At 61.6% G+C, this 23132-nt stretch carries 16 protein-coding genes; 9 read left to right on the top strand and 7 right to left on the bottom strand.

The features are described 5' to 3' along the window. Window positions 1-63: 63 nt before the first annotated feature. Together GT753_RS04330 and lrp are read right to left on the bottom strand one after the other, a co-directional pair. A complete protein-coding gene (locus GT753_RS04330) occupies window positions 64-3720 on the bottom strand; it encodes a DNA translocase FtsK 4TM domain-containing protein (RefSeq protein WP_160125307.1) in 3657 nt (1218 codons plus the stop codon). Window positions 3721-3840: 120 nt separating this feature from the next. Then, the gene (lrp, locus tag GT753_RS04325) at window positions 3841-4335 is read right to left on the bottom strand and encodes a leucine-responsive transcriptional regulator Lrp (protein ID WP_004928318.1); all 495 of its coding nucleotides are present in this window, start codon (window positions 4333-4335) and stop codon (window positions 3841-3843) included. Between the two features lie 654 nt (window positions 4336-4989). Between lrp and trxB the strand changes: the two genes are divergently transcribed. From trxB to infA, 5 genes are all read left to right on the top strand, one after another. Then, the gene (gene trxB, locus GT753_RS04320) at window positions 4990-5961 is read left to right on the top strand and encodes a thioredoxin-disulfide reductase (RefSeq protein WP_004928321.1); all 972 of its coding nucleotides are present in this window, start codon (window positions 4990-4992) and stop codon (window positions 5959-5961) included. Window positions 5962-6201: 240 nt separating this feature from the next. Next, the gene (gene cydD / locus GT753_RS04315) at window positions 6202-7968 is read left to right on the top strand and encodes a cysteine/glutathione ABC transporter permease/ATP-binding protein CydD (RefSeq protein WP_160125306.1); all 1767 of its coding nucleotides are present in this window, start codon (window positions 6202-6204) and stop codon (window positions 7966-7968) included. A gap of 2 nt (window positions 7969-7970) precedes the next feature. After that, a complete protein-coding gene (gene cydC, locus GT753_RS04310; protein WP_021504341.1) occupies window positions 7971-9710 on the top strand; it encodes a cysteine/glutathione ABC transporter ATP-binding protein/permease CydC in 1740 nt (579 codons plus the stop codon). Between the two features lie 29 nt (window positions 9711-9739). Next, window positions 9740-10465 carry a leucyl/phenylalanyl-tRNA--protein transferase gene (gene aat, locus GT753_RS04305; RefSeq protein WP_015377315.1) on the top strand — a complete coding sequence of 242 codons (726 nt, stop codon included), beginning with the start codon at window positions 9740-9742 and terminating at the stop codon, window positions 10463-10465. A gap of 105 nt (window positions 10466-10570) precedes the next feature. Beyond that, a complete protein-coding gene (gene infA, locus GT753_RS04300; RefSeq protein WP_002211347.1) occupies window positions 10571-10789 on the top strand; it encodes a translation initiation factor IF-1 in 219 nt (72 codons plus the stop codon). A gap of 207 nt (window positions 10790-10996) precedes the next feature. Here the strand turns inward: infA and clpA are convergent, their stop codons facing one another. Together clpA and clpS are read right to left on the bottom strand one after the other, a co-directional pair. Further along, complete coding sequence (gene clpA, locus GT753_RS04295; protein ID WP_004928343.1) at window positions 10997-13276, bottom strand: ATP-dependent Clp protease ATP-binding subunit ClpA; 2280 nt, start codon at window positions 13274-13276, stop codon at window positions 10997-10999. Between the two features lie 27 nt (window positions 13277-13303). Beyond that, window positions 13304-13624 carry an ATP-dependent Clp protease adapter ClpS gene (gene clpS / locus GT753_RS04290; RefSeq protein WP_004928347.1) on the bottom strand — a complete coding sequence of 107 codons (321 nt, stop codon included), beginning with the start codon at window positions 13622-13624 and terminating at the stop codon, window positions 13304-13306. 356 nt (window positions 13625-13980) lie between these two features. Here clpS and cspD point away from each other — a divergent pair, with 356 nt between their 5' ends. Beyond that, the gene (cspD, locus tag GT753_RS04285; protein ID WP_004928349.1) at window positions 13981-14202 is read left to right on the top strand and encodes a cold shock-like protein CspD; all 222 of its coding nucleotides are present in this window, start codon (window positions 13981-13983) and stop codon (window positions 14200-14202) included. An 87-nt stretch (window positions 14203-14289) separates the two neighbouring features. On the opposite strand, the gene macB is transcribed toward cspD, so the two are convergent. Both macB and macA read right to left on the bottom strand, forming a co-directional pair. Beyond that, on the bottom strand, window positions 14290-16236 hold the full coding sequence (gene macB, locus GT753_RS04280; protein WP_015377314.1) for a macrolide ABC transporter ATP-binding protein/permease MacB: 1947 nt from the start codon (window positions 16234-16236) through the stop codon (window positions 14290-14292). Continuing rightward, a complete protein-coding gene (macA, locus tag GT753_RS04275; RefSeq protein ID WP_075684377.1) occupies window positions 16236-17351 on the bottom strand; it encodes a macrolide transporter subunit MacA in 1116 nt (371 codons plus the stop codon). The genes macB and macA overlap by 1 nt, the downstream gene beginning before the upstream one ends. Window positions 17352-17545: 194 nt before the next feature. Here macA and GT753_RS04270 point away from each other — a divergent pair, with 194 nt between their 5' ends. Further along, the gene (locus tag GT753_RS04270) at window positions 17546-18499 is read left to right on the top strand and encodes a VirK/YbjX family protein (protein ID WP_004928358.1); all 954 of its coding nucleotides are present in this window, start codon (window positions 17546-17548) and stop codon (window positions 18497-18499) included. A 14-nt stretch (window positions 18500-18513) separates the two neighbouring features. Here the strand turns inward: GT753_RS04270 and GT753_RS04265 are convergent, their stop codons facing one another. Then, a complete protein-coding gene (locus tag GT753_RS04265; protein WP_160125305.1) occupies window positions 18514-20172 on the bottom strand; it encodes an ATP-dependent endonuclease in 1659 nt (552 codons plus the stop codon). Between the two features lie 187 nt (window positions 20173-20359). On the opposite strand from GT753_RS04265, the gene GT753_RS04260 reads away from it, so the two are divergent. Continuing rightward, on the top strand, window positions 20360-21256 hold the full coding sequence (locus GT753_RS04260) for a lysine exporter LysO family protein (RefSeq protein ID WP_075684375.1): 897 nt from the start codon (window positions 20360-20362) through the stop codon (window positions 21254-21256). Between the two features lie 181 nt (window positions 21257-21437). Continuing rightward, window positions 21438-23087, top strand: a complete 1650-nt coding sequence (hcp, locus tag GT753_RS04255) for a hydroxylamine reductase (RefSeq protein WP_075684374.1) — start codon at window positions 21438-21440, stop codon at window positions 23085-23087. Window positions 23088-23132: the final 45 nt, after the last annotated feature.

The following is a 23132-nucleotide window of genomic DNA, read 5'->3' as shown; positions in this document are numbered from 1 at the left end:
ACGCTTCTTTGCACAAGGGCCGCTTAAGCGGCCCTTTCTTATTGAATTGCAACGGCTAAACCATCAGTCATGCCGCGGCGGCGCCAGCACCTCGCGGTTGCCGTTATGCCCCTGCTCACTGACGATGCCCTGCGCCTCCATCTGTTCGATGATGCGCGCCGCGCGGTTGTAGCCGATACGGAACTGGCGCTGTACGCCGGAGATGGAGGCGCGGCGTTTATCCACCACGAAATCCACCGCCTGGTCAAACAGCGGATCCAGCTCTTCGTCACCGTCCATGCCGCCGCCGGCACCGCCCTCGCCGTCTTCACCGCCGCTGAGAATGCCCTCTTTATATTGGGGCCGCTCGCGCGCTTTCCAATCCTTGACCACCGCATGCACTTCCTGATCGCGCACGAATGCGCCATGTACGCGCACCGGGATCGAGGAGTTCGGCGCCAGATAAAGCATATCACCCATGCCCAGCAAGGACTCGGCGCCCCCCTGATCGAGGATGGTGCGAGAGTCGATCTTGCTCGACACGGTAAAGGCGATACGCGTCGGGATGTTGGCCTTGATCAGGCCGGTGATCACATCCACCGACGGACGCTGGGTCGCCAGCACCAGGTGGATACCCGCCGCACGCGCTTTCTGCGCCAGGCGAGCGATCAACTCTTCGACCTTCTTGCCCACCGTCATGATCAGATCGGCGAATTCGTCGACCATCACCACGATGTACGGCTCTTTCTCCAGCACCGGCGGCGTGATGTCCATGCTGTCGGTCGGCTTCCAGAATGGATCCGGGATCGGACGCCCCATCGCTTCGGCCTGATCGACGCGCTCGTTGTAGCCGGCCAGGTTACGCACGCCCAGAGCTGACATCAGCTTGTAGCGGCGTTCCATTTCACCCACGCACCAGCGCAGCGCGTTGGCGGCGTCTTTCATGTCGGTGACCACGTCGGTCAACAGGTGTGGAATGCCTTCGTAAACCGACAGCTCCAGCATTTTCGGGTCGATCATGATAAAGCGCACTTCTTTCGGCGTGGCCTTATACAAGATGCTCAGGATCATGGCGTTGACCCCGACCGACTTACCGGAACCGGTGGTACCGGCGACCAGCAAGTGCGGCATTTTGCCCAGATCGGCCACTACCGGTTCGCCGGAGATGTCTTTACCCAATACGATGGACAGCGGCGACGGATTGTCACGGAAAGCCGGGCAATCCAGCACTTCGCGCAGATACACCGTTTGCCGTTTGGCGTTCGGCAGCTCCAGGCCGACATAAGGCTTGCCGGGGATGACTTCCACCACGCGCACCGCCGAAGTCGACAGCGAGCGCGCCAGATCGCGCGACAGGTTGGAAATGCGCGCCGCTTTAACGCCCGGCGCCAGATCCAGCTCGAAGCGGGTGATGACCGGCCCCGGCAGGATGTCCACCACGTCGGCTTTCACGCGGTAATCGGCCAGGCTGGCCTCCACCAGGCGCGCCTTCTGTTCCAGCGCGAAGGAATCGACCGGCTCCACCTCTTTCGGCGCTTCGGTCAACAGATCCAACGTCGGCAGCGGCGTGGTCGGCTTCTGCAGCGGCTGATCGTTGCGCATCAGGAACGGGTGAATCAGGCTGTCCATCGCCGGATGTTGCTCGGCCTGAGCTTGCTGAGGCTGCTGCTGCGCCGGTTGCTGCGGCTGCTGATATTGCGGCTGCGACGGCTGTTGATACTGCTGTTGCTGCGGCTGCTGGTATTGCTGCGGCGGCTGTTGGTATTGTTGAGGCGGCTGATGCGATTGCTGAGGTTGAGCCGCAGGCGCCACAGGCTCAAACTGACCGAACGGCACATCGTCCTCCTGCTCGCTTTGCTGTTCAATGCGCTCTTCAAGCTGCGGGGACAGCGTGAACATTGGCTCGCTCGGGCCATCGTCCACCAGATCCGCCATCGGCGAGAAGCTGAAAGCATTGCGGGTATCGATCGGGCTGGCGGCCGGTGCCTGCGGAGCAGGTGCTTGCTGGCCGTAGCGCGCCTGTTGCTGCTCGGCGAACGCCTGGCGCAGCGCGGCCTCTTGCTGCGCCTCTTCGTCGTCCTGTTGATAGCCTTCGCCGTAGCGTTGGTGCTGCTGCTCGGCAAACGCCTTGCTCAGCTCGGCCTCCTGCTGAGCCTGTTCATCATCCTGCTCCGGCGCGTAGCTTTCGCCATAGCGCTGGCTTTGCTGCTCGGCAAACGCCTGACGCAGCGCGGCTTCCTGTAGCGCCTCTTCTTCCTGCGGGTTCACCACCGCCTCTGTCTGGCGCTGCTCCTGTTCGGCCGCACGCTGCGAAGGCAGCTTGATGCCGTAGGAAGCCAGTTCGCGACGGGTCGGGATGCGCACCGGATTCGGCCGCGGCAGTTCAGGGCCGATGCCCTGCTTAACCTGCGGATTGCCGTCGCTGGTCGCCGTGAAGGCCGGCATAAAGGTCGCCGCCGCGGCACCTGCAGCAGCAGCGGCTGCCGCCGTATCCGGCTGCGGTTTGGCGCCGGTGGCGCTGAAACCGCTCGAATTGCCGATGTCGACGCTGTCACGCTGTGCGGCGGTAAAATCAAAGGGAGAACGCGCCGGCGGCTGCGGTGCGGCCGGCTCTTGCCAGTTGCCGAGGCGCGGCTCATCGTCATCCTGATAAGGATCGACAGGACGCGTCGCCTTAGGCGCGGGCGTTTCTTCCGGGATCTCGAAGGAATACAGCGGCGGCGTAGCGTCTTGCGCCGGGGCGCTCACCGGGTGCTGATTGACAGAGGCCGGCGCGGCCGGCGCCACCGTCACCGACGGCGCCTGTGTGGCGATCGGCGCTGCAACGGGCTCGTGGATCTCTGCCTTCACCGCCGGTGCAGGCGAAGCCGCCGGCGCGATGGATGCGGCTTCTGCTTCAAGCTCGCCATCGTCGGCGCGCAGGCCGCTGAGCAACGGATCGGCGGCGTCTTCCGCCGCCGCTTTGGCGCTGTCGGTGACCGAAGGCGCGGAGAACAGCACGTCGTCATCGGCGGCCGCGGCTCCGGCGGCGGTCGCGGCAACCGCTGCGGCGGCGCCCTTCCCTGCCTGCTCAGGCTCGTCGTCGACGTAACGCTCGTCATCCTCAAAATAGCGCTCTTCGCGACGTGAGCGATTGGTCATCACCGTCGCGACGCCCAGCACCGCCCCGCCGATCTTCTCGGCGATCACCAGCCAGGACCAGCCGGTAAACAGCGTCAACCCCGCCGCCCATACGCACAGCAGCGCCAGCGTAGCGCCGATGCCGTTGAACCACGGCAACATGGCGTTGCTCAGCAGGCTGCCGATCACGCCGCCGGAAGCGAAGTAATAGAGATCGTCGACGTTCAGCGCCGCCAGCCCGCAGGAGGTGAGCACTAACGCCAGGGTGCCGATCAGGCGCAGGGAAAGCGCGAAATAGTCGATGTAGTCTCTGTTGCTGCGTTGGCGATAAGCCGCCCAGCACAGGACCAGCATGATCGGCGGTATCGCGTAGGCGAGCACCCCGAAGGTGAAGAACAGCGTATCGGCCAACCAGGCCCCGACACCGCCGCCCAGATTGTGAATCGGCTCATGCCACGCGGTCTGCGACCAGCTTGGGTCAGACGGATTGAAACTGACCAACGCAGCCATGAGGTAAACGGCAAAAATCGCTACCACGATAAGCACAGCTTCCAGCAAACGCCGGCCACTGCTGAGTCTTTTCAGGGTAACTTCTTTATCTTCTGTATATTCCTGGCTCAAGAAAGGCTCTCCAGGTTCCTGTTAGCTGACATAGCAACAGCGCCGAGAAACTGCCCCGGCGCCGAAACTGTATGAATAAACAGGAGTGTAACCAATTTAATCAGGTTTTGCACCTGCACCTTACCGTGTTTTGATAACCAGACGGTTACTCTGTTTCACTTCTTCCATCACTACGTAGGTACGGGTGTCGTTAACCCCCGGCAAACGCAGCAAGGTTTCGCCCAGCAATTTGCGGTAAGCCGACATGTCCGGTACGCGGGTTTTCAACAGGTAGTCGAAATCGCCGGAAACCAGATGACACTCCTGAATCTCTTCAAGCTTCTGCACTGCCGAGTTGAATTGCTCAAACACATCCGGCGCGCCGCGGTTCAGCGTGATCTCCACGAAAACCAGCAGGGACGCATCCAGATAATGCGGGTTAAGCAATGCGGTATAGCCATGAATGAAACCCTGGCGCTCGAGACGGCGCACACGTTCCAAACATGGTGTCGGGGATAACCCCACGCGCTTCGAAAGCTCGACGTTCGAAATACGCCCATCCTTCTGCAGCTCATTCAGGATGTTGCGGTCGATACGGTCAAGATCTTTACCCGGGCGTTTCTTGTTGTCTGCCATTATTATTGTCTCTCTTATTTTCTTCCGTGCACTTGCCACACCCTAGCCAACGTCAATGTGTAAGGGTTCGTTCCAAGCGAAGACCCGATGCCTGTCATATGCTTCTTCACTACCATCATTCCACGCCGCGCAGCCTGTCTGTCCAACTCCGCGCGATGCAGGTAACGACGTTTAGGTCGAGAAAAAATCAGCAAACGCTTGCGCGCTCTGCTCCGCACACCCATCGCGCATTGCCGCCTCGCGGCGCAAATACGTACGATTTGCTGGTGTTACGGGGATAATTTCTTCTTCCTATGATGTTTTCGCAAATGCGCAGCGGATTGTCAAAGTAAAAGAAGCAAAATCAGAACAACGTACCGTCACGAAAAGTCTGCATCCCATTTTTGGTTATGAATCGCTGGCAGATAAACCCCGGCGGGGAGCGGCTGAAGTCGCAGAATGCGCCGTTTTTGCGCGGTTGGCGATTCAGCAGCCGAATGCGGCTTTGATAAGGTAAATTTCTGCGTTCGGCGTACGATTTGCCGACAGCGGGTGCATTAATAGGCGACAACTATCATACAAATCGTTAACAACGTCGCCCGGCGCTTTTTTTACTGCGCCATTTTCCCTACAATCGGCTTCATTGTCCGCCATTGTGGAATAAAGAGGTTATTCATGGGCACGGCTAAACATAGCAAATTACTGATTCTGGGCTCCGGCCCGGCCGGTTACACCGCCGCCGTCTACGCGGCGCGCGCCAACCTGAATCCGGTGCTGATCACCGGTCTGGAGCAAGGCGGCCAGCTGACCACCACCACCGAAGTGGAAAACTGGCCGGGCGACGCCGAAGGCCTGACCGGCCCGGCGCTGATGGAGCGCATGCGCGAGCACGCGGAGAAGTTCCAGACTGAAATCGTCTTCGATCATATCAACAGCGTCGATCTGCAGCAGCGTCCGTTCCGCCTGTTCGGCGACAGCGGCGAATACAGCTGCGACGCGCTGATCATCGCGACCGGCGCCTCCGCCCGCTACCTTGGCCTGCCTTCCGAAGACGCCTTCAAGGGCAAAGGCGTTTCCGCCTGCGCGACCTGCGACGGTTTCTTCTACCGCAACCAGAAAGTCGCGGTGGTCGGCGGCGGCAACACCGCCGTTGAAGAGGCGCTGTACCTGTCCAACATCGCCGCCGAGGTTCACCTGATCCACCGTCGCGACAGCTTCCGCTCGGAGAAGATCCTGATCGACCGGCTGATGGAAAAAGTGAAAAGCGGCAACATCGTGCTGCACACCGACCATACGCTGGACGAAGTGCTGGGCGATGAAATGGGCGTGACCGGCGTGCGCATCCGCAGCACCAAAGCGGAAAACGAAACCCGTGAACTGGAACTGGCCGGCGTGTTCATCGCTATCGGCCACAGCCCGAACACCGGCATCTTCGGCGGCCAGCTGGAGCTGGAAAACGGCTACATCAAGGTACAGTCCGGCATTCACGGCAATGCGACCCAAACCACTATCCCCGGCGTCTTCGCCGCAGGCGACGTAATGGATCACGTCTACCGCCAGGCGATCACTTCCGCCGGCACCGGCTGTATGGCGGCGCTGGACGCAGAACGTTACCTGGACGGCATCGCCGGCGCGGAAGTCTGCTAAGACGTTTTCATCATCGGCAAAAAGCGGCTCTCGAGCCGCTTTTTTTGTTTCTGGGTTTAGCAATCTCTCCTTCCCATCTGTTATAGCCATATTTGCCCGCTTTATTCTTTTCAGTCTGCCGGGTGACGAGGTAACATGAGGCCTCGCTTGTTTGTCGCCGATTGCGCCAAACACTATTATTTAACAGTACGTTAACCCAGCCCGTAACAAACGGGCGCCGGCGACGCAGACGCATATCTGATGAAAAAAACCAGACAGCAACAGTTAACCCGTTGGCTTAAAACCCAGAGTTCGTTAGCGCAGCGTTGGCTGCGCCTTTCCATGCTGTTGGGGCTGTTCAGCGGCCTGCTGATCGTGGCGCAGGCGTGGCTGCTGGCCAGCCTGCTGCACGCCCTGATCATCGAGCACATCCCGCGCGAACAGCTGATCCCTTCGTTTATCTGGCTGATCGTCGCGTTCGCATTGCGGGCGCTGTTGAGCTGGCTGCGGGAGCGGGTCGGTTTCCAGTGTGGCCAGGTGATCCGTCAGCGCATGCGCCAGCAGGTGCTGGATAAGTTGCAGCAGCTCGGCCCGGCCTGGATCCAGGGCAAACCGGCGGGCAGTTGGGCCAGCATCATCGTCGAGCAGATCGAGGATATGCAGGACTATTACTCGCGCTATCTGCCGCAGATGTATCTGGCGGTCTTCATCCCGCTGCTGATCCTGATCGCCGTTTTCCCGATCAATTGGGCCGCCGGTTTGATTCTGTTGGCGACCGCGCCGCTGATCCCGCTGTTCATGGCGCTGGTCGGTATGGGGGCCGCCGACGCCAACCGCCGCAACTTCGTGGCACTGGCGCGATTGAGCGGCAACTTCCTCGACCGCCTGCGCGGCCTGGACACCCTGCGGTTGTTCGACCGCGCGCAGGCCGAAACCGCGCAAATCGCCAAATCCTCCGAAGACTTCCGCAGCCGCACCATGGAAGTGCTGCGCATGGCCTTCCTTTCTTCCGGCGTACTGGAGTTCTTCGCCTCGATTTCCATCGCCGTGGTGGCGGTGTACTTCGGTTTTTCCTACCTCGGCGAACTCAATTTCGGCAGCTACGGCCTCGGCGTAACGCTGTTTTCCGGTTTTCTGGTGCTGATTCTGGCGCCGGAGTTTTTCCAACCGCTGCGCGATCTCGGCACTTTCTACCATGCCAAAGCGCAGGCGGTCGGCGCGGCGGAAGCGCTGGAAACCTTCCTCAGCGCCGAAGGCGAGCAGATGGGCAACGGTACGCGGCAGCTGCCCGCCGATCAACCGCTGACGCTGCAGGCGAACGCGTTGGAAATCCTGTCGCCGAACGGCGTACTGCTGGCCGGGCCGCTGAGTTTCACCCTGCAACCGCAACAGCGCGTGGCGCTGGTCGGGCTGAGCGGCGCCGGCAAAAGTTCGCTGCTCAATCTGCTGCTCGGCTTTCTGCCCTACCGCGGCTCGTTGACCGTCAACGGCGTCGAGCTGCGTGAACTGTCCGCAGAAAACTGGCGTCAACAGCTCAGCTGGGTCGGGCAGAACCCGCATCTGCCGGCGCAAACCTTGCGCGCCAATATTCTGCTGGGCTGCCCGCAGGCCGACGAAGCGCAGCTGCAGCAGGCGGTGGAGCTCGCCTACGTCAGCGAACTGTTACCGTATCTGCCGCAGGGGCTCGACACCGAAGTGGGCGACAACGCCGCCCGCCTGTCGGTCGGCCAGGCGCAGCGCGTGGCGGTCGCCCGGGCGCTGATCGGCCCGCGCCGCTTGCTGCTGCTGGATGAACCGGCCGCCAGCCTCGATGCCCATAGCGAACAACGGGTGATGCAGGCGTTGAATGCCGCTTCGCATCAGCAAACCACCCTGCTGGTGACGCACCAGTTGGAAGATACCGAAGACTACAATCAGATTTGGGTGATGGATAACGGGCGCATCGTGCAGCAGGGCGATTACGCTACCCTCAGCGCCCAGCCGGGCCTGTTCGCCACGCTGATCGCCCATCGCCGCGGGGAGCTTTAATCATGCGCGTTTTGCTGCCGTTTTTGGCGTTGTATCGCCGCCATAGCCTGCTGATTAGCCTGGGCATCCTTTTGGCGATCGTCACCCTGCTGGCCAGCATCGGCCTGCTGGCGCTCTCCGGCTGGTTCCTGGCCGCCTCTTCGCTGGCCGGATTGGCGGGCCTGCTGACCTTCAACTATATGCTGCCGGCCGCCGGCGTGCGCGGCGCGGCGATCTTCCGCACCGCCGGGCGCTACGCCGAGCGCGTGGTCAGCCACGACGCCACCTTCCGCGTGCTGTCGCACCTGCGGGTGTTCACCTTCAGCAAGATCCTGCCGCTGACGCCGGGCGGCATCGCCCGTTTCCGCCAGGCCGACCTGCTCAATCGCCTGGTGGCGGACGTGGACACGCTGGATCACCTTTATCTGCGGGTGATCTCGCCGCTGGTAGGCGCGGCGGCGGTGATCCTGGTGGTCACCTACGGCCTGAGCTGGCTGGATCCTGCGCTTGCCCTGACGCTTGGCGGCATTCTGTTGCTGCTGTTGCTGCTGGTGCCGCCGGTGTTCTATCGCGCCGGCAAACCGATCGGCGGGCAACTCACCGCGCTGCGCGGCCAATACCGCACCGACCTGACCGCCTGGCTGCAGGGGCAGGCGGAGCTGGTGGTGTTCGGCGCCGTCAACGACTTCCGCCAGACGCTGAACGCCACCGAACAGCTGTGGCAACGCCGCCAGTGGCAGCAAGCCTCGCTGAGCGGCAAGGCGCAGGCGCTGATGATCCTCGCCAGCGGGCTGACGGTGACACTGCTACTGTGGCTGACCGCCGCCGGCATCGGCGGCGATACCCAACCCGGTGCGCTGATCGCGCTGTTTGTCTTCGCCGCGCTGGCGTCGTTCGAAGCGCTGATGCCGGTGGCCGGCGCCTTCCAGCACCTCGGCCAGGTGATCGCCTCCGCCACGCGGGTCAAACAGATCATCGATCGCCAACCGGAAGTCTCCTTCCCGGCCGTCGGCCCGGCCGCCGCCGACCGGGCTCAGCTTAGCCTGCGGCAGTTGAGCTTCACCTACCCCGATCAGCCGCAGCCGGTGCTGCGCGACGTCACGCTCGAGGTGGCAGCCGGCGAACACATCGCCTTGCTCGGCCGCACCGGCTGCGGCAAGTCCACCCTGCTGCAGCTGCTGACCCGTGCCTGGCGCACCGACGGCGGAAAAATTCTGCTCAACGGCGAACCGCTGGAAGATTATGATGAAACCACGCTGCGTCGAATGACCACGGTCGTCAGCCAGCGAGTGCATATCTTCAGCGATACGCTGCGGGAAAACCTGCGGCTGGCCGCACCGGCTGCCGGCGACGCTCGCCTGAGCGAGGTGTTGCAGCAGGTGGGGCTCGGCAAATTGCTGGACAGCGACGGCGGGCTGAACGCCTGGCTGGGGGAAGGCGGCCGGCAGCTGTCCGGCGGCGAACAGCGCCGGCTGGGCATCGCCCGCGCGCTGCTGCACCCTGCCCCGCTGCTGTTGCTTGACGAACCCACCGAAGGGCTGGACGCCGAGACCGAGCAGCAGATCCTGGCGCTGCTGCGCCGGCATTGTCAGGGCAAGACGCTGATCCTGGTGACGCACCGCCTGTACGGCCTGGAGCATCTCGATCGCATTTGCGTAATGGATGACGGCCAAATTGTCGAACAGGGCGATCACGCCGCCCTAATGCGCCAGCAGGGCCGCTATGCCCGCTTTCGCAACCGTATCAGCAACCTGGCGCCGTAATCGGCCCGTAGAGGACGCAGAAACCCTGTATGCGCATCGTTAAGCTTTCCCCTCAGTCGCTGGCGTTTCCCTCGCCTGAGGGCGCCCTGCGCGATCCCAACGGCCTGCTGGCGATCGGCGGCGACCTGACGGCACCACGGCTGCTGGCAGCCTACGAGCGCGGCATCTTCCCCTGGTACTCGCCGGGGGAAGCGATTCTGTGGTGGTCACCCGATCCGCGTGCGGTGCTGTTCCCGGCCGAGTTTCATCTCAACCGCAGCCTGAAACGCTTTCTGCGCCACGATCCGTTTCGCATCACGCTTAATCACGACTTCGCCTCAGTGATCGCCGCCTGCGCCCACCGGCCGGATGAAGGCACCTGGATCGGCCCGGAGGTACAGCGCGCCTATCAACATCTTCATCGCCTCGGCTACGCGCACTCGGTGGAGGTATGGCAGGATGATCAACTGGTCGGCGGCATGTACGGCGTGGCGCAGGGCGCGTTGTTCTGCGGCGAATCGATGTTCAGCCGCGTCACCAACGCCTCAAAATGCGCATTGATGGCCTTTTGCCGCCATTTTGCCGCTTATGGCGGGGAATTGATTGACTGCCAGGTGCTGAACGCTCACACTGCCCGCCTTGGCGCGCGTGAAATTCCGCGCCGTCAATTTTTGCAGCAGCTCAGCACCCTTCAACGGCGGCCTTTGGCACCGGCGTGCTGGGCGCCGCAAGTCATATCCCCACAGCCGGTTGAACCGCCCTGCCCAGCAAACTAATTGGTGGAAACGGTGCAATGTTCACCGACACATCTTTACATAATGGGGGTTTTTCGGCATTATCTTGCCGGTTAAAAACTAAGGTAGTTAGACCTAGAGGATTCGATGGCCAAAGAAGACAATATTGAAATGCAGGGCACCGTTCTTGATACGCTGCCGAACACCATGTTCCGCGTTGAATTGGAAAACGGGCACGTGGTAACCGCACACATCTCCGGTAAAATGCGTAAAAACTATATCCGCATCCTGACGGGCGACAAAGTCACTGTAGAGCTGACCCCGTACGACCTGAGCAAAGGCCGCATTGTCTTCCGTAGCCGTTAATCGGCTCACCGCGCGCCACACGCTGGCGGCATCGAGGATGTAATATCCCTCGGGAGCCCTTTCCGTTTACCCCCGCAGCGACGTTACACAACGGGTTGCAGGTGCGCAGGTAAACTGAGAGGGCTCACTCGTTTCTGCTGTACGGTGAATCTCACCCATAAAAAAAGCGATGCCGAAGCATCGCTTTTTCTTTGCCTGAAGGCGGCCTTAGTGCACCGCGCCCTCGTCCGCTTTGCGCTTGGCGGCGCTGAGGAAGTGGTAGGTCAGCTGTTTCTTGTCCTTGTCCAGCTCGACCTTCACGGAACCGCCGTCCACCAGCGAGCCGAACAGCAACTCGTTGGCCAACGGTTTCTTGAGGTTCTCCTGCATGACGCGCGCCATCGGACGAGCGCCCATCGCACGGTCGTAGCCCTTCACCGACAGCCAATCGCGCGCTTCGTCGCTCACCTCCAGCGAGACGCCCTTCGCATCCAGCTGCGCCTGCAGTTCGACGATAAACTTGTCGACCACCTGCTGGATCACCTCGGTAGACAGATGGTTGAACCAGATGATGTTATCCAGACGGTTGCGGAACTCCGGCGTAAACACCTTCTTGATCTCTTCCATCGCGTCGGTGCTGTTGTCCTGCTGCACCAGGCCGATCGACTTGCGTTCGGTTTCCCGCACCCCGGCGTTGGTGGTCATCACCAGGATCACATTGCGGAAATCCGCCTTGCGGCCGTTGTTGTCGGTCAGCGTGCCGTTGTCCATCACCTGCAGCAGCAGGTTGAACACGTCCGGGTGCGCCTTCTCGATCTCATCGAGCAGCACCACTGCATGCGGATGCTTGATCACCGCATCGGTCAGCAGCCCGCCCTGATCGTAACCGACGTAGCCCGGAGGCGCGCCGATCAGACGGCTGACGGTATGCCGCTCCATGTACTCGGACATGTCGAAACGCAGCAGCTCGATATCCATCGCCTTGGCCAACTGTACGGTGACCTCGGTTTTCCCGACCCCGGTCGGCCCGGCAAACAGGAAGGAACCGACCGGCTTGCGCTCGTGGCCCAGACCGGCACGGCTCATCTTGATCGCTTCGGTCAGCGCTTCGATCGCCTGATCCTGGCCGAATACCAGCATCTTCAAGCGATCGCCCAGGTTTCTCAGCACGTCACGATCGCTGGCCGACACGGTTTTCTCCGGGATGCGGGCGATGCGCGCCACCACGGATTCGATATCGGCCACGTTGACGGTTTTCTTGCGCTTGCTGGCCGGCATCAACCGGCTGCGGGCGCCCGCCTCGTCGATCACGTCGATCGCCTTGTCCGGCAGATGACGATCGTTGATGTATTTCACCGACAGCTCCACCGCGGCGCGGATCGCCTTGGCGGTATAACGCACGTCGTGGTGCGCTTCATACTTGGCCTTCAGGCCGTTGATGATCTGAACGGTCTCTTCCGCCGTCGGTTCGGTGATATCGATCTTCTGGAAGCGGCGCGCCAAAGCGCGATCCTTTTCGAAGATGTTGCTGAACTCCTGGTAGGTGGTCGAGCCGATCACCCGGATCTTGCCGCTCGACAGCAGCGGTTTGATCAGGTTGGCGGCATCCACTTGCCCACCGGAAGCCGCACCGGCGCCGATGATGGTGTGAATTTCATCGATGAACAGGATGCTGTTCTGATCCTGTTCCAGCTGTTTGAGCAGCGCCTTGAAGCGCTTCTCGAAGTCGCCGCGGTATTTGGTGCCGGCCAGCAGTGAACCGATATCCAGCGAATACAGCGTGCAGTCCGCCATCACTTCCGGCACGTCGCCCTGCACGATACGCCAGGCCAGGCCTTCGGCGATGGCGGTCTTGCCCACGCCGGATTCGCCGACCAGCAGCGGGTTGTTTTTACGACGACGGCACAGCACCTGAATCGCGCGCTCCAGCTCACGATCGCGGCCGATCAACGGATCGATGCCGCCCACACGGGCCAACTGATTGAGGTTGGTGGTGAAGTTTTCCATACGGTCTTCCCCTCCGGACTGCTCTTCGTTCACCGGGTTTTCCGCATTCGGCGCTTGGCCCGGCTCGTCTTTACGCGTGCCATGTGAAATGAAGTTCACCACGTCGAGACGGCTGACGTCGTGCTTGCGCAGCAGATAGGCCGCCTGCGACTCCTGCTCGCTGAAGATAGCCACCAACACGTTGGCGCCGGACACTTCGCTGCGGCCGGAAGATTGCACATGGAAGACCGCGCGCTGCAGCACGCGCTGGAAGCTGAGCGTCGGCTGAGTGTCGCGCTCTTCTTCGCCGGCGGGCAGCGTCGGTGTGGTTTGTTCGATGAAGGCTTCCAGCTCCTGGCGCAACGCGGCCAGATCCACCGTACATGCCTCGAGCGCTTCTCGCGCGGCAGGGTTGCTCAGCAACGCCAGCAACAGGTGCTCCACGGTCATAAACTCGTGTCTGTGCTCACGCGCCCTGGCGAAAGCCATGTTGAGACTGAGTTCCAGTTCTTGATTGAGCATAAGCACCTCCCCAATAGATTGCCTTATTCAGGCTTTTTCCAGCGTACAAAGCAACGGATGCTCGTTCTCCCTTGCGTACCGGTTCACATGGACGACTTTGGTTTCCGCCACCTCGGCGGTGAAAACACCACAGATCGCCTTGCCTTGATAGTGGACCGTGAGCATCAGTTGCGTTGCGCGTTCAATATCATAAGAAAAGAACTTTTGCAGAACGTCAATCACAAATTCCATCGGTGTGTAATCGTCGTTGTTAAGTATAACTTTATACATAGACGGCGGTTTTACCGCATCGATTTGTTTTTCTTCGGCCAAGTGTTCAAAATTCAGCCAGTCGTTGTTATTGCCCATCGCTGCTCATCTTCTCTGCTCTGCCCTCTGATATGGGGACAGGTTTCGGTTATTCAAAGTGGGGATAGTTACTATTTTATCATCTTCGCCATCGTCCCGCCGCACTGTAACGTGCGCAAAAAAAACGGGCCAATTGTGACTGAATCGTGGCAATAGCGTTACCTGCTTCAAACTTTGGTGAACTGCTCCCCGCCGACAAAAGCCGATCCCTTGACGCCCCGATCATTTGCTCTAGAGTGTAAATTCGTGGCTGGTGGTCTTTTAACCACCCCTTGTCCACCCTGCTACCCGCCCACGGCGGGTGCGAATTCAGTTATTCATCTCACTTAAAATAGCGTTGCGAGGGATGTAAAAGCATGGAGACGGGTACTGTTAAATGGTTTAACAACGCCAAAGGCTTTGGCTTCATCTGCCCAGCCGGCGGTGGCGAAGATATTTTCGCGCATTATTCCACCATCAAGATGGATGGTTACAGAACGTTGAAGGCAGGCCAGCAGGTCAGCTTCGACGTGCATCAAGGGCCAAAAGGGAACCATGCCAGTCTGATTGTGCCGGTGGAAAGCGAGGCGCTGTCCTGAACGCCTCCAGCAGCGTCGCGCTGCATTGACCCTGACTGCGATAAAAATGCCAGCCGCCGTGTGACTGGCATTTTTTATGCCTTTTACTTACTCGCGCGCCAGCGCATCGATCGGATTCAGCCGCGCGGCATTGCGCGCCGGCAGATAGCCGAACACCACGCCGATGCCGGTGGAACAGAGGAACGCGCTCAGCAACGCCGCCGGCGGGAAGCTGATCTGCCAGCCCGGCAATACCAACTGCACCGCCAGGCCGATGGCGAACGACAGCGTAATCCCCAGCGCGCCCCCCACCAGGCAGACCAACACCGCCTCGATCAAGAACTGCTGCAACACGTCGCCGGAACGGGCGCCCACCGCCATGCGGATGCCGATCTCGCGCGTGCGCTCGGTCACCGACACCAGCATGATGTTCATCACGCCGATGCCGCCGACCACCAGCGAAATCACCGCCACCAGCGTCAGGAACAGCTGCAGCGTGCGGGTGGTTTTCTCCGCGGTTTGCACCAGGCTGTCCATGTTATAGGTGAAAAAGTCCTTCTTGCCGTGGCGCAGCGTCAACAGTCGCGACAGTTGCTGCTCCGCTTCCTTGCTGTCGTAACCGTCGCGGATGCGCACGGTGATCGAATCGAAATAGCTGTTGCCCATCAGCCGGTTGGCCATGGTGCTGTACGGCACCCACACGTTCAGCGTCTTGCTGCTGCCGAACATCGACTGCTTCTCCTTGGCCACGCCGACCACCGTCGCCGGCATGTTGCCCACCAGGATCACTTCCCCCACCACGTTCTTCTGGTGCGGGAACAGCCGCCGTTGGGTATTGGCGTCAATCACCACCGTCTGCGCCTGCGACTGTACCTGCATCGGATCGATGCCGACGCCCTGGGTAAAGCTCATGCCGTACACGCGGAAGAACTGCTCGCTGACGCCGTTGACGTTGGCCGCCGCATCAACGTTGCCCAAACGCAGCCGCATGCTGCTGCTGATGCTCGGCGACAGCGCACTGATGTAAGGCTGTTCGCGCAGCGCATCGAGATCGCCGTATTTCAACGATTGCCGGTAGGTCGGATCGTCGTCGCCGAAATCCTTGCCGGGATAGATATCGACAGTATTGGTGCCGATGGATTTGATGTCCGCCAACACCATCTGCTTGGCGGCGTCGCCGATCACCAGGATCGACACCACCGAGGCGATGCCGATAATGATGCCGAGCATGGTCAGCGCGGTGCGCATCTTGTTGGCCGCCATCGCGCGCCAGGCCATGATCAGCGCCTCGCGGAAACGGCCGCCCATCTGCCGCCAGGAAGGCGCCGCGGCGGCCAGTGCCAGCGGCTTGGCCTGCGCATTCTCCTGCGGTGCCGGCCGCGAGTCGGCGATAATCTCGCCGTCGCGGATCTCGATGATCCGTTCAGCCTGACGCGCCACCGCCGGATCGTGAGTCACCAGGATCACCGTGTGCCCCTGGGCGCACAACTGTTTAAGGATCGCCATCACCTCTTCGCCGGAATGGCTGTCGAGCGCGCCGGTCGGCTCATCCGCCAGGATCACCTGCCCGCCGTTCATCAACGCGCGGGCGATACTGACGCGCTGCTGCTGGCCGCCGGAAAGCTGGCTCGGCCGATAGTTGACTCGCTCCCCCAGCCCCAGACGGCGCAACAGCGCTTCCGCCCGTTCGCGCCGCGCCGCTTTGCCCAGCCCGGCATACACCGCCGGCACCTCGACGTTGTGCGCCGCGCTCAGGTGCGGCAGCAGATGATAGCGTTGAAAGATAAAGCCGAAATGCTCGCGCCGCAGCTGCGCCAACGCATCGTCGCTCAGCATCGCCACGTCCTGGCCGGCCACCCGATAGACGCCGGCGCTCGGCTTGTCCAGGCAGCCGAGAATGTTCATCAGCGTCGATTTGCCGGAGCCGGAAGCCCCCATGATCGCCACCATTTCACCGGCGTCGATGCTCAGACTGATCCCCTTCAGCACCTCCACCGTCTGCTCGCCGGAACGGTAGCTGCGGCGAATGCCGTTCAGCTGCAACAGCGCCGCCATCAGCCGGCCTCCACGCCGCCGCGGCTGACGATCACCTCATCGCCCGCCTCGAGCCCGCTGAGGATCTGCACATCGATATTGTTGCGCAGGCCGATGGCCACCTCACGCTTCTCTTCCTTGCCCTGTTTCAGCACCGAAACGTGGTAGCGATTGTCGGCGATCTGATCGCCCAGCGCCGCCAGCGGGATCACCAGCGCCTGCTGGACGCCGGCCAGTTGAATGTGCACCTGCGCCGTCATTTGCAAGCGCAGCAGCCTTTCCGGGTTGGGCACTTCGAAACGCGCGTAATAGAAGATGGCGTTGTTGACCTTTTCCGGCGTCGGCTGAATGTCTTTCAGCACGCCGTCGAAGCGCCGGGTCGGATCGCCCAGCACCGTGAACCAGGCCTTCTGACCCGGCTTGAGGTTAATGACGTCGGCCTCCGAGACCTGCGCCTTCACCAGCATGGTGCCGAGATCCGCCAGCGTCAGAATGTTCGGCGCCTGTTGCGCCGCGATCACCGTCTGGCCCTGCAGCGTGGTAATCTGCACCACGTCGCCATCCATCGGCGCTTCGATGCGGGTATAGGCCAGATTGATCTTGGCGGTATCCAGGCTGGCCTGATTCCGCGCGATCTGCGCATTGATGGTGCCTACCTGCGCCTTCTTCACCGCCAGCTGCGTCGCCGCCTGATCCAAATCCTGACGCGACACCGCCTGCAGCCTGGCCAGCGCCTGGTTGCGCTGCAGCGTAACCGCCGCCAGCTGCTGTTCCGCCTGCGCCTGCAGCAGCTGCGCATGCAGCTCACGCAGCGTCGCCTCGCCTTCACGGATGCTGTTCTGCGCCTGTTGCGGATCGATAACCCCCAGCAACTGACCTTTTTTCACCTTGTCGCCGATCTCGACATACAGCTTTTCCAACTGCCCGCTGACCTGCGCGCCGACGTCAACCTTGCGCACGGCGTCCAGCTGGCCGGTCGCCAACACGTTCTGCTGCAGATCGCGCTGGATGACCTTTACCGTTTTGAAATCGGTCGGCGCCGGATGGCGGAAGTGCCAAACGGCCGCCGCGGCAAGCGCCGCAATCACCGCCAGTGCGAGTATCCAGCGGCGTTTATATCCTTTAAACCCTGTCAAAATTGACCTGCCTGTGCTTGTGAATATCCACCGCCCATTGCGGCGGCGGAGCTAAATTAGCATGCAACGTAGGGAATAACTAAACCTTAGCTCAACACAATGTGGAGACACGCCTGGTTACAGTTCAGCATTGAACTCCCGTTTAGTGAAACCTTGATGAAATACCGCCATTCAACACAGCCAAGGATTTCATCATGTCACAGCTCAGCTACCCACTCGCCTCCCCCCGGCCGCTTAACGGCTGGCAACTGATGACGGCGCTGATCAATGGCGAAAAGGCGCCTAGCAACGCCTGGAAAAAAACCTCGTTTCGCCTGAAGTTTCTCGGCCGTTCGCTGCTCAACTGGCGCACCACCAGCGGCCTGCTCAGCACCCTGGCCAGCAACCCGCTGCTGGAAGAGATCCTGAACGCGCAGCCGAACCTGCCGTGCAAGCTGCATCGCCCCTACCTGGCGGCCAACATGAGCAAGATCGAATGCTTGTTCGCCCTGCGCGATCATTACGATCTCATCGTACAGCGCATGCCGCTGAAGATGCGTCTCGGCCACCTCGGCCCACAGCCTTTCGTGCTGGCCCGCGCGATGGGCAAAAACGAAGCGCCGATCTCGCTGGAACTGGCGGCGATCGACAAACTGAATAAGGAAGGGGAAGCCACGCTGCTGCTGCGCAACGCCAACGGCGTGATGCTGGCGGAAATCACCTTTGCGCTGATGCATTATCAGCAGCAGCCGACGCTGTTCATCGGCGGCCTGCAGGGCGCGAACCATGAGGTGCCGCACGCCGAGATCCAGCACACCACCAAGGAGTGTCACGGTCTGTTCCCTAAACGTCTGGTGCTGGAAGGCGTTTGCACGCTGGCTCGGCATCTCGGCATCCGCCGGATCGTAGCCGTCGGCAATGCCACCCATATCTATCAAAACTGGCGTTACCAGAGTAAGAAGAAGGATCAACTGCACGCCGATTACGATCAGTTCTGGCTGTCGATGGGCGCCAAACCGCTCGACAGCGGCTATTTCCTGCTGCCCGAGCGCATCGCCCGCAAGCCGATCGAAGAAATTGCCAGCAAGAAGCGCGCCGAGTATCGCCGCCGCTATCAGTTGCTGGACGAACTGGAACAGGGATTGGCGGCGCATTTCTGCGCCCGATAACGCCCGGCGGGCCGTCAGTCCGCCCGGCCGCGCGCCAGCCAGATTACCCGTGAGAACATTTTCTTCAGCAGCGGCGGCACCGAGTCCGTACCCCATTCGCCGGCCTGCATCGCGACCTCAATCGCCAGATCCGGCTTCGACGAGTGGTGAACCGCTTTCAGGATCACCTTGCGCACCGGCATCTGCGCGTTGAGCGGCACCGACGCCATTCGGTGATAGACCGGGGCGAACCCTTCGCGGAACATGAAGTGTTCCATGTCCGGCGCCGGCAGCGCGGTCAGCCGATCGCGTTCGTTGTCTTCATGATTGTCCAGCAGGCTGCGCACGGTGTTAGCGTACTTTTTGCCCGCCTCATCGCCGTCCACCAGCGCATGCCACTCGATACCCATGCGGCGGGCGAAGCGCAGCAGCGGCTTCAGGCCGCACTGGGCGAATTCGATGACCCTCACTCCTTCCGCCTCGAAATGGTAGCCGCACTGGCGCGCCAGCTCGTTCAGCAGCCACACTTCGGTCTCGCCTTCCACCAGCAGCCAGCAGCGGGCGAACAGCGACGACGGCCGGTTGAAACGGATGTGAAACGCGATGCGCCGCCCGTCTTCGGCGCTCAGCCCGCGCGGCCCGAGACGGTAGGTCGCAACCCGCCCCGACTCGCGCACCAGCCGGCAGACGTGCTCCACCGGCACCAGCGACACCAGTTCGCTGGAGTTGGTGGTGGTGATGCGCTGCAGCGGCAGCTGATTGAGCAGCCCCCAGGCCACCGACAGCATGATCGGATGCAGGCGAGTTTCCGGGTCCTCCACCAGCAGCAGCGGCCGGGCATGGGGATCCAGCTTGACGTCACCCTTGGCCTGCAGCAGGGTGGAAAACATCCCCAGCAGGATCAGGCGCATGCTGCGGCTGTTCGGCTCGGCCACCATGCGGTTGATGCCGTCCAGCGCGCGCCAGGCGTCCTGCTCCGGTTCACCGCCGCGGCGGCGCGGCCGCGTCACCTGTGAACTCTGCTCGGCGAAATAGTGCTCCAGCAGCTGCTGCATCGCCGCCAGCCCCTGACGCAGCTCACCGTTGGTCAACTTCTGCGGATTGCGCACCAGCTCGCGCGTCAGCTGATCCAACTGCTGCGCCAGCGCCTGGGTATCGGGTTTGCGTTCATCGCCGAGGCTGCTGGGGCGCAGGCGACGAATAAAGCGCGCGTCGCGCAGGCGCAATACCGGATGGATGCGGATAATGGCGTGGGCCAATTGTTCGATATGGTGCAGTTGAAAGGCGTTGCCGTCGGCGTCGAGAAAACCACGCCAGGTGCACACCGTGCCGTCGTCGGCCAGCTCGCCCTCGCAGCGGTAATGAATGCGGCTCAAGCCATCTTCGCCCTTGACCCACAGCGGCGTCAGGTGGCGATAGCGCGGCAGGTGCGCATGGCCGATGTCTTTTTCGCAGAAGGTGAACACCACCTGCAGGTGGCGCTCTTTGGCCGACTCCTCACCGGGAGGGAAATGGAAGTCGTGCGCTTCAAACCGATACAGCTTCTGCTCCGGCGCCAGCAGCAGCGTCAGCGCATCCAACAGGCTGGATTTACCCCAGGCGTTTTCGCCGAGCAACAGCGTGTTGTCGTCCAGCATCAGCGACAGCCGGTTAATGCCGCGAAAACCTACAATTTCGATACGCTCCAAGAACATCCGCCGCCTCCCGTGCGCGCCGTCGCCTCTTCAATGAGGTGACCTTCACAGAGCATGGTCAAAAAACCCCTTGCAGGTCAAGCGGCCAACGTCAAATCTGCCGCTTTACTCCGGCCGGGCTTTTGGTTAGCGTGTGCTCCTCGCCGCCGTTCGGCGCGCTTCAAAACTCAAGGACACTCGTTGCACCATGTACTCAGGACTGTTGATTATTCTGTTACCGCTGATTGTCGGTTACCTCATTCCCTTACGCCATCGCCCGCTGCTGGTGCTGATCAACCGGCTGCTGAGCTGGATGGTGTACGTGATCCTGTTTTTCATGGGCATCAGCCTGGCGTTTATGGAGAATCTCAGCAGCAATCTGATGCTGATCTTCCAGTACAGCGCAGTGTTTTTCTTCTGCATTCTCTGCGCCAACCTGCTGTTGCTGGCGCTGCTGGAGCGGCGCATGCCGTGGCGCAGCAGCCATAAACAGGAAAAGCTGCCTTCGCGCGTGCACATGGCGCTGGAGTCGCTCAAGCTGTGCGGCGTGGTGCTCGGCGGCTTCCTGCTCGGCCTGACGCAGTGGCAATGGCTGCAGTTCGCCCATAAAGGCAGCGAATATGCGCTGATCTTCCTGCTGTTGCTGGTCGGCATTCAGCTGCGCAACAGCGGCATGACGCTGCGCCAGATCGTGCTCAACCGCCGCGGCACGCTGGTGGCGCTGGCGGTGGTCATCGCGTCTCTGGCCGGCGGCGCGCTGGCGGCGCATCTGCTGGGGCTGCCGGTCAAGGCCGGGCTGGCGATGGCCTCTGGCTTCGGCTGGTACTCGCTGTCCGGTATTCTGATCACCGACGCCTACGGCCCGGTGATGGGCAGCGCCGCGTTCTTCAACGATCTGGCGCGCGAGCTGGTGGCGATCATGCTGATCCCGACGCTGGTGCGCCGCAGCCGCTCCACCGCCCTCGGCCTGTGCGGCGCCACCTCGATGGACTTCACCCTGCCGGTGCTGCAGCGCAGCGGCGGGCTGGACATGGTGCCGCCCGCCATCGTGCACGGCTTCCTGCTGAGCCTGCTGGCGCCGGTGCTGATCGCCCTGTTCTCCTGATCCTTTCCCCCTGGGGGCCGCCTGGCCCCCAAAGCGTAATCATTCCCATCCGCACCGCAAAATTGCGCTAAATCAAACTTGCCCGCAGTAGTCGCACAAAAGCCTTTTGCAACCCCGATCGCCGATCTATGCTTTTAAACAAGCATTATAAATGCAACTTTAAAAATAAAAGGAAGCGACTATGTTCTGTGTGCAATGTGAACAAACCATTCGTACCCCGGCAGGCAACGGCTGCGCGTATGCTCAGGGCATGTGCGGCAAAACGGCGGAAACCTCCGATCTGCAGGATCTGCTGGTGGCGGCGCTGCAGGGCCTCTCCGCCTGGGCGCTGCAGGCGCGTTCGCTGGGCATCGTCGACCACGAAATCGACAGCTTCGCCCCGCGCGCCTTCTTCTCCACCCTGACCAACGTCAACTTCGATTCCCAGCGCATCATCGGCTACGCGCGGGAAACCCTGCTGCTGCGCGACTCGCTGGCCGCCCGTTGCCGGCTGCTGGACGCCGGCGTGCGCGTCGATCACCCGATGGCGGCGCTGCAGCTGGCCGGCGACGCTATGCCTGCGCTGCTGCAGCAGGCGGCGCAGTTTGCCCTCGACAGCGACAAGGCCGAGGTCGGCGACGACGTACACGGTTTGCGCCTGCTGTGCCTGTATGGCCTGAAAGGCGCGGCGGCCTATATGGAACACGCGCACGTGCTCGGCCAGTTCGACGAGCAACTCTATGCCGACTACCACGCCTTTATGGCCTGGCTCGGCACCCGGCCGCGCGACGTCGACACCCTGCTGAACAACGCCATGGGCATCGGCAAGATGAACTTCAACGTGATGGCGATCCTCGATCGCGGCGAAACCCAGGCCTACGGCGATCCGCAGCCCAGCGCGGTCAACGTGCGCCCGGTGGCCGGGAAAGCCATTCTGATTTCCGGCCACGATCTCAAAGATCTGCGCATGCTGCTCGAGCAAACCGAAGGGCAAAACGTCAACGTTTACACCCACGGTGAAATGCTGCCGGCGCACGGCTATCCGGAACTGAAAAAATTCAAGCACCTGGTGGGCAACTACGGCAGCGGCTGGCAAAACCAGCAGACGGAATTCGCCAAATTCCCCGGCCCGATCGTGATGACCTCCAACTGCATCATCGATCCTAACGTCGGCAACTACGGCGATCGTATCTGGACCCGCAGCATCGTCGGCTGGCCGGGCGTCAACCATCTGGAAGGCGACGACTTCGGCGCCGTGATCCGCCAGGCACAGGGAATGAACGGCTTCCCTTACACCGAGATCGAACACCTGATCACCGTTGGCTTCGGCCGCCAGACGTTGCTGAACGCCGCCGACACGGTCATCGACCTGGTGTCGCAGAAAAAACTGCGCCACGTCTTCCTGGTCGGCGGCTGCGACGGCAGCCGCGACGAGCGCAGCTACTTCACCGACTTCGCCCGCAGCGTGCCGCAAGACTGCCTGATCATGACGCTGGCCTGCGGCAAATACCGTTTCAACAAACTGGATTTCGGCACGCTGGAAGGGCTGCCGCGCCTGCTGGACGTCGGCCAGTGCAACGACGCCTACTCCGCCATCATGTTGGCGGTCAAGCTGGCGGATACGCTCGGCTGCAGCGTCAACGAGCTACCGCTCAGCCTGGTGCTGTCGTGGTTTGAACAGAAGGCGATCGTCATTCTGCTGACGCTGCTGTCGCTGGGGGTGAAAAACATCGTCACCGGCCCGACCGCGCCGGGCTTCCTGACCGACAACCTGATGGCGATCCTCAACGAGAAATTCGGCCTGCGCCCGATCACTACCGTCGAGCAGGATATCACCGCGCTGCTCGCCTGATGCCGTTACGTTATGGGGCCGCCTGCGCCGGCCCCTTTGCTTTTT

The sequence above is a fragment of the Serratia sp. Z4 genome (assembly GCF_009900725.1).
In the GTDB taxonomy this organism is placed as follows: domain Bacteria; phylum Pseudomonadota; class Gammaproteobacteria; order Enterobacterales; family Enterobacteriaceae; genus Serratia; species Serratia nematodiphila.
This window is presented reverse-complemented; position numbering and strand designations above follow the sequence as displayed.

Bases quoted from the DNA above. Each gene is read 5' to 3' on its own strand.
- lrp (WP_004928318.1), bottom strand. From the start codon at position 4,335: ATGGCAGACAACAAGAAACGCCCGGGTAAAGATCTTGACCGTATCGAC.
- trxB (WP_004928321.1), top strand. From the start codon at position 4,990: ATGGGCACGGCTAAACATAGCAAATTACTGATTCTGGGCTCCGGCCCG.
- cydD (WP_160125306.1), top strand. From the start codon at position 6,202: ATGAAAAAAACCAGACAGCAACAGTTAACCCGTTGGCTTAAAACCCAG.
- cydC (WP_021504341.1), top strand. From the start codon at position 7,971: ATGCGCGTTTTGCTGCCGTTTTTGGCGTTGTATCGCCGCCATAGCCTG.
- aat (WP_015377315.1), top strand. From the start codon at position 9,740: ATGCGCATCGTTAAGCTTTCCCCTCAGTCGCTGGCGTTTCCCTCGCCT.
- infA (WP_002211347.1), top strand. From the start codon at position 10,571: ATGGCCAAAGAAGACAATATTGAAATGCAGGGCACCGTTCTTGATACG.
- clpA (WP_004928343.1), bottom strand. From the start codon at position 13,276: ATGCTCAATCAAGAACTGGAACTCAGTCTCAACATGGCTTTCGCCAGG.
- clpS (WP_004928347.1), bottom strand. From the start codon at position 13,624: ATGGGCAATAACAACGACTGGCTGAATTTTGAACACTTGGCCGAAGAA.
- cspD (WP_004928349.1), top strand. From the start codon at position 13,981: ATGGAGACGGGTACTGTTAAATGGTTTAACAACGCCAAAGGCTTTGGC.
- macB (WP_015377314.1), bottom strand. From the start codon at position 16,236: ATGGCGGCGCTGTTGCAGCTGAACGGCATTCGCCGCAGCTACCGTTCC.
- GT753_RS04270 (WP_004928358.1), top strand. From the start codon at position 17,546: ATGTCACAGCTCAGCTACCCACTCGCCTCCCCCCGGCCGCTTAACGGC.
- GT753_RS04265 (WP_160125305.1), bottom strand. From the start codon at position 20,172: ATGTTCTTGGAGCGTATCGAAATTGTAGGTTTTCGCGGCATTAACCGG.
- GT753_RS04260 (WP_075684375.1), top strand. From the start codon at position 20,360: ATGTACTCAGGACTGTTGATTATTCTGTTACCGCTGATTGTCGGTTAC.
- hcp (WP_075684374.1), top strand. From the start codon at position 21,438: ATGTTCTGTGTGCAATGTGAACAAACCATTCGTACCCCGGCAGGCAAC.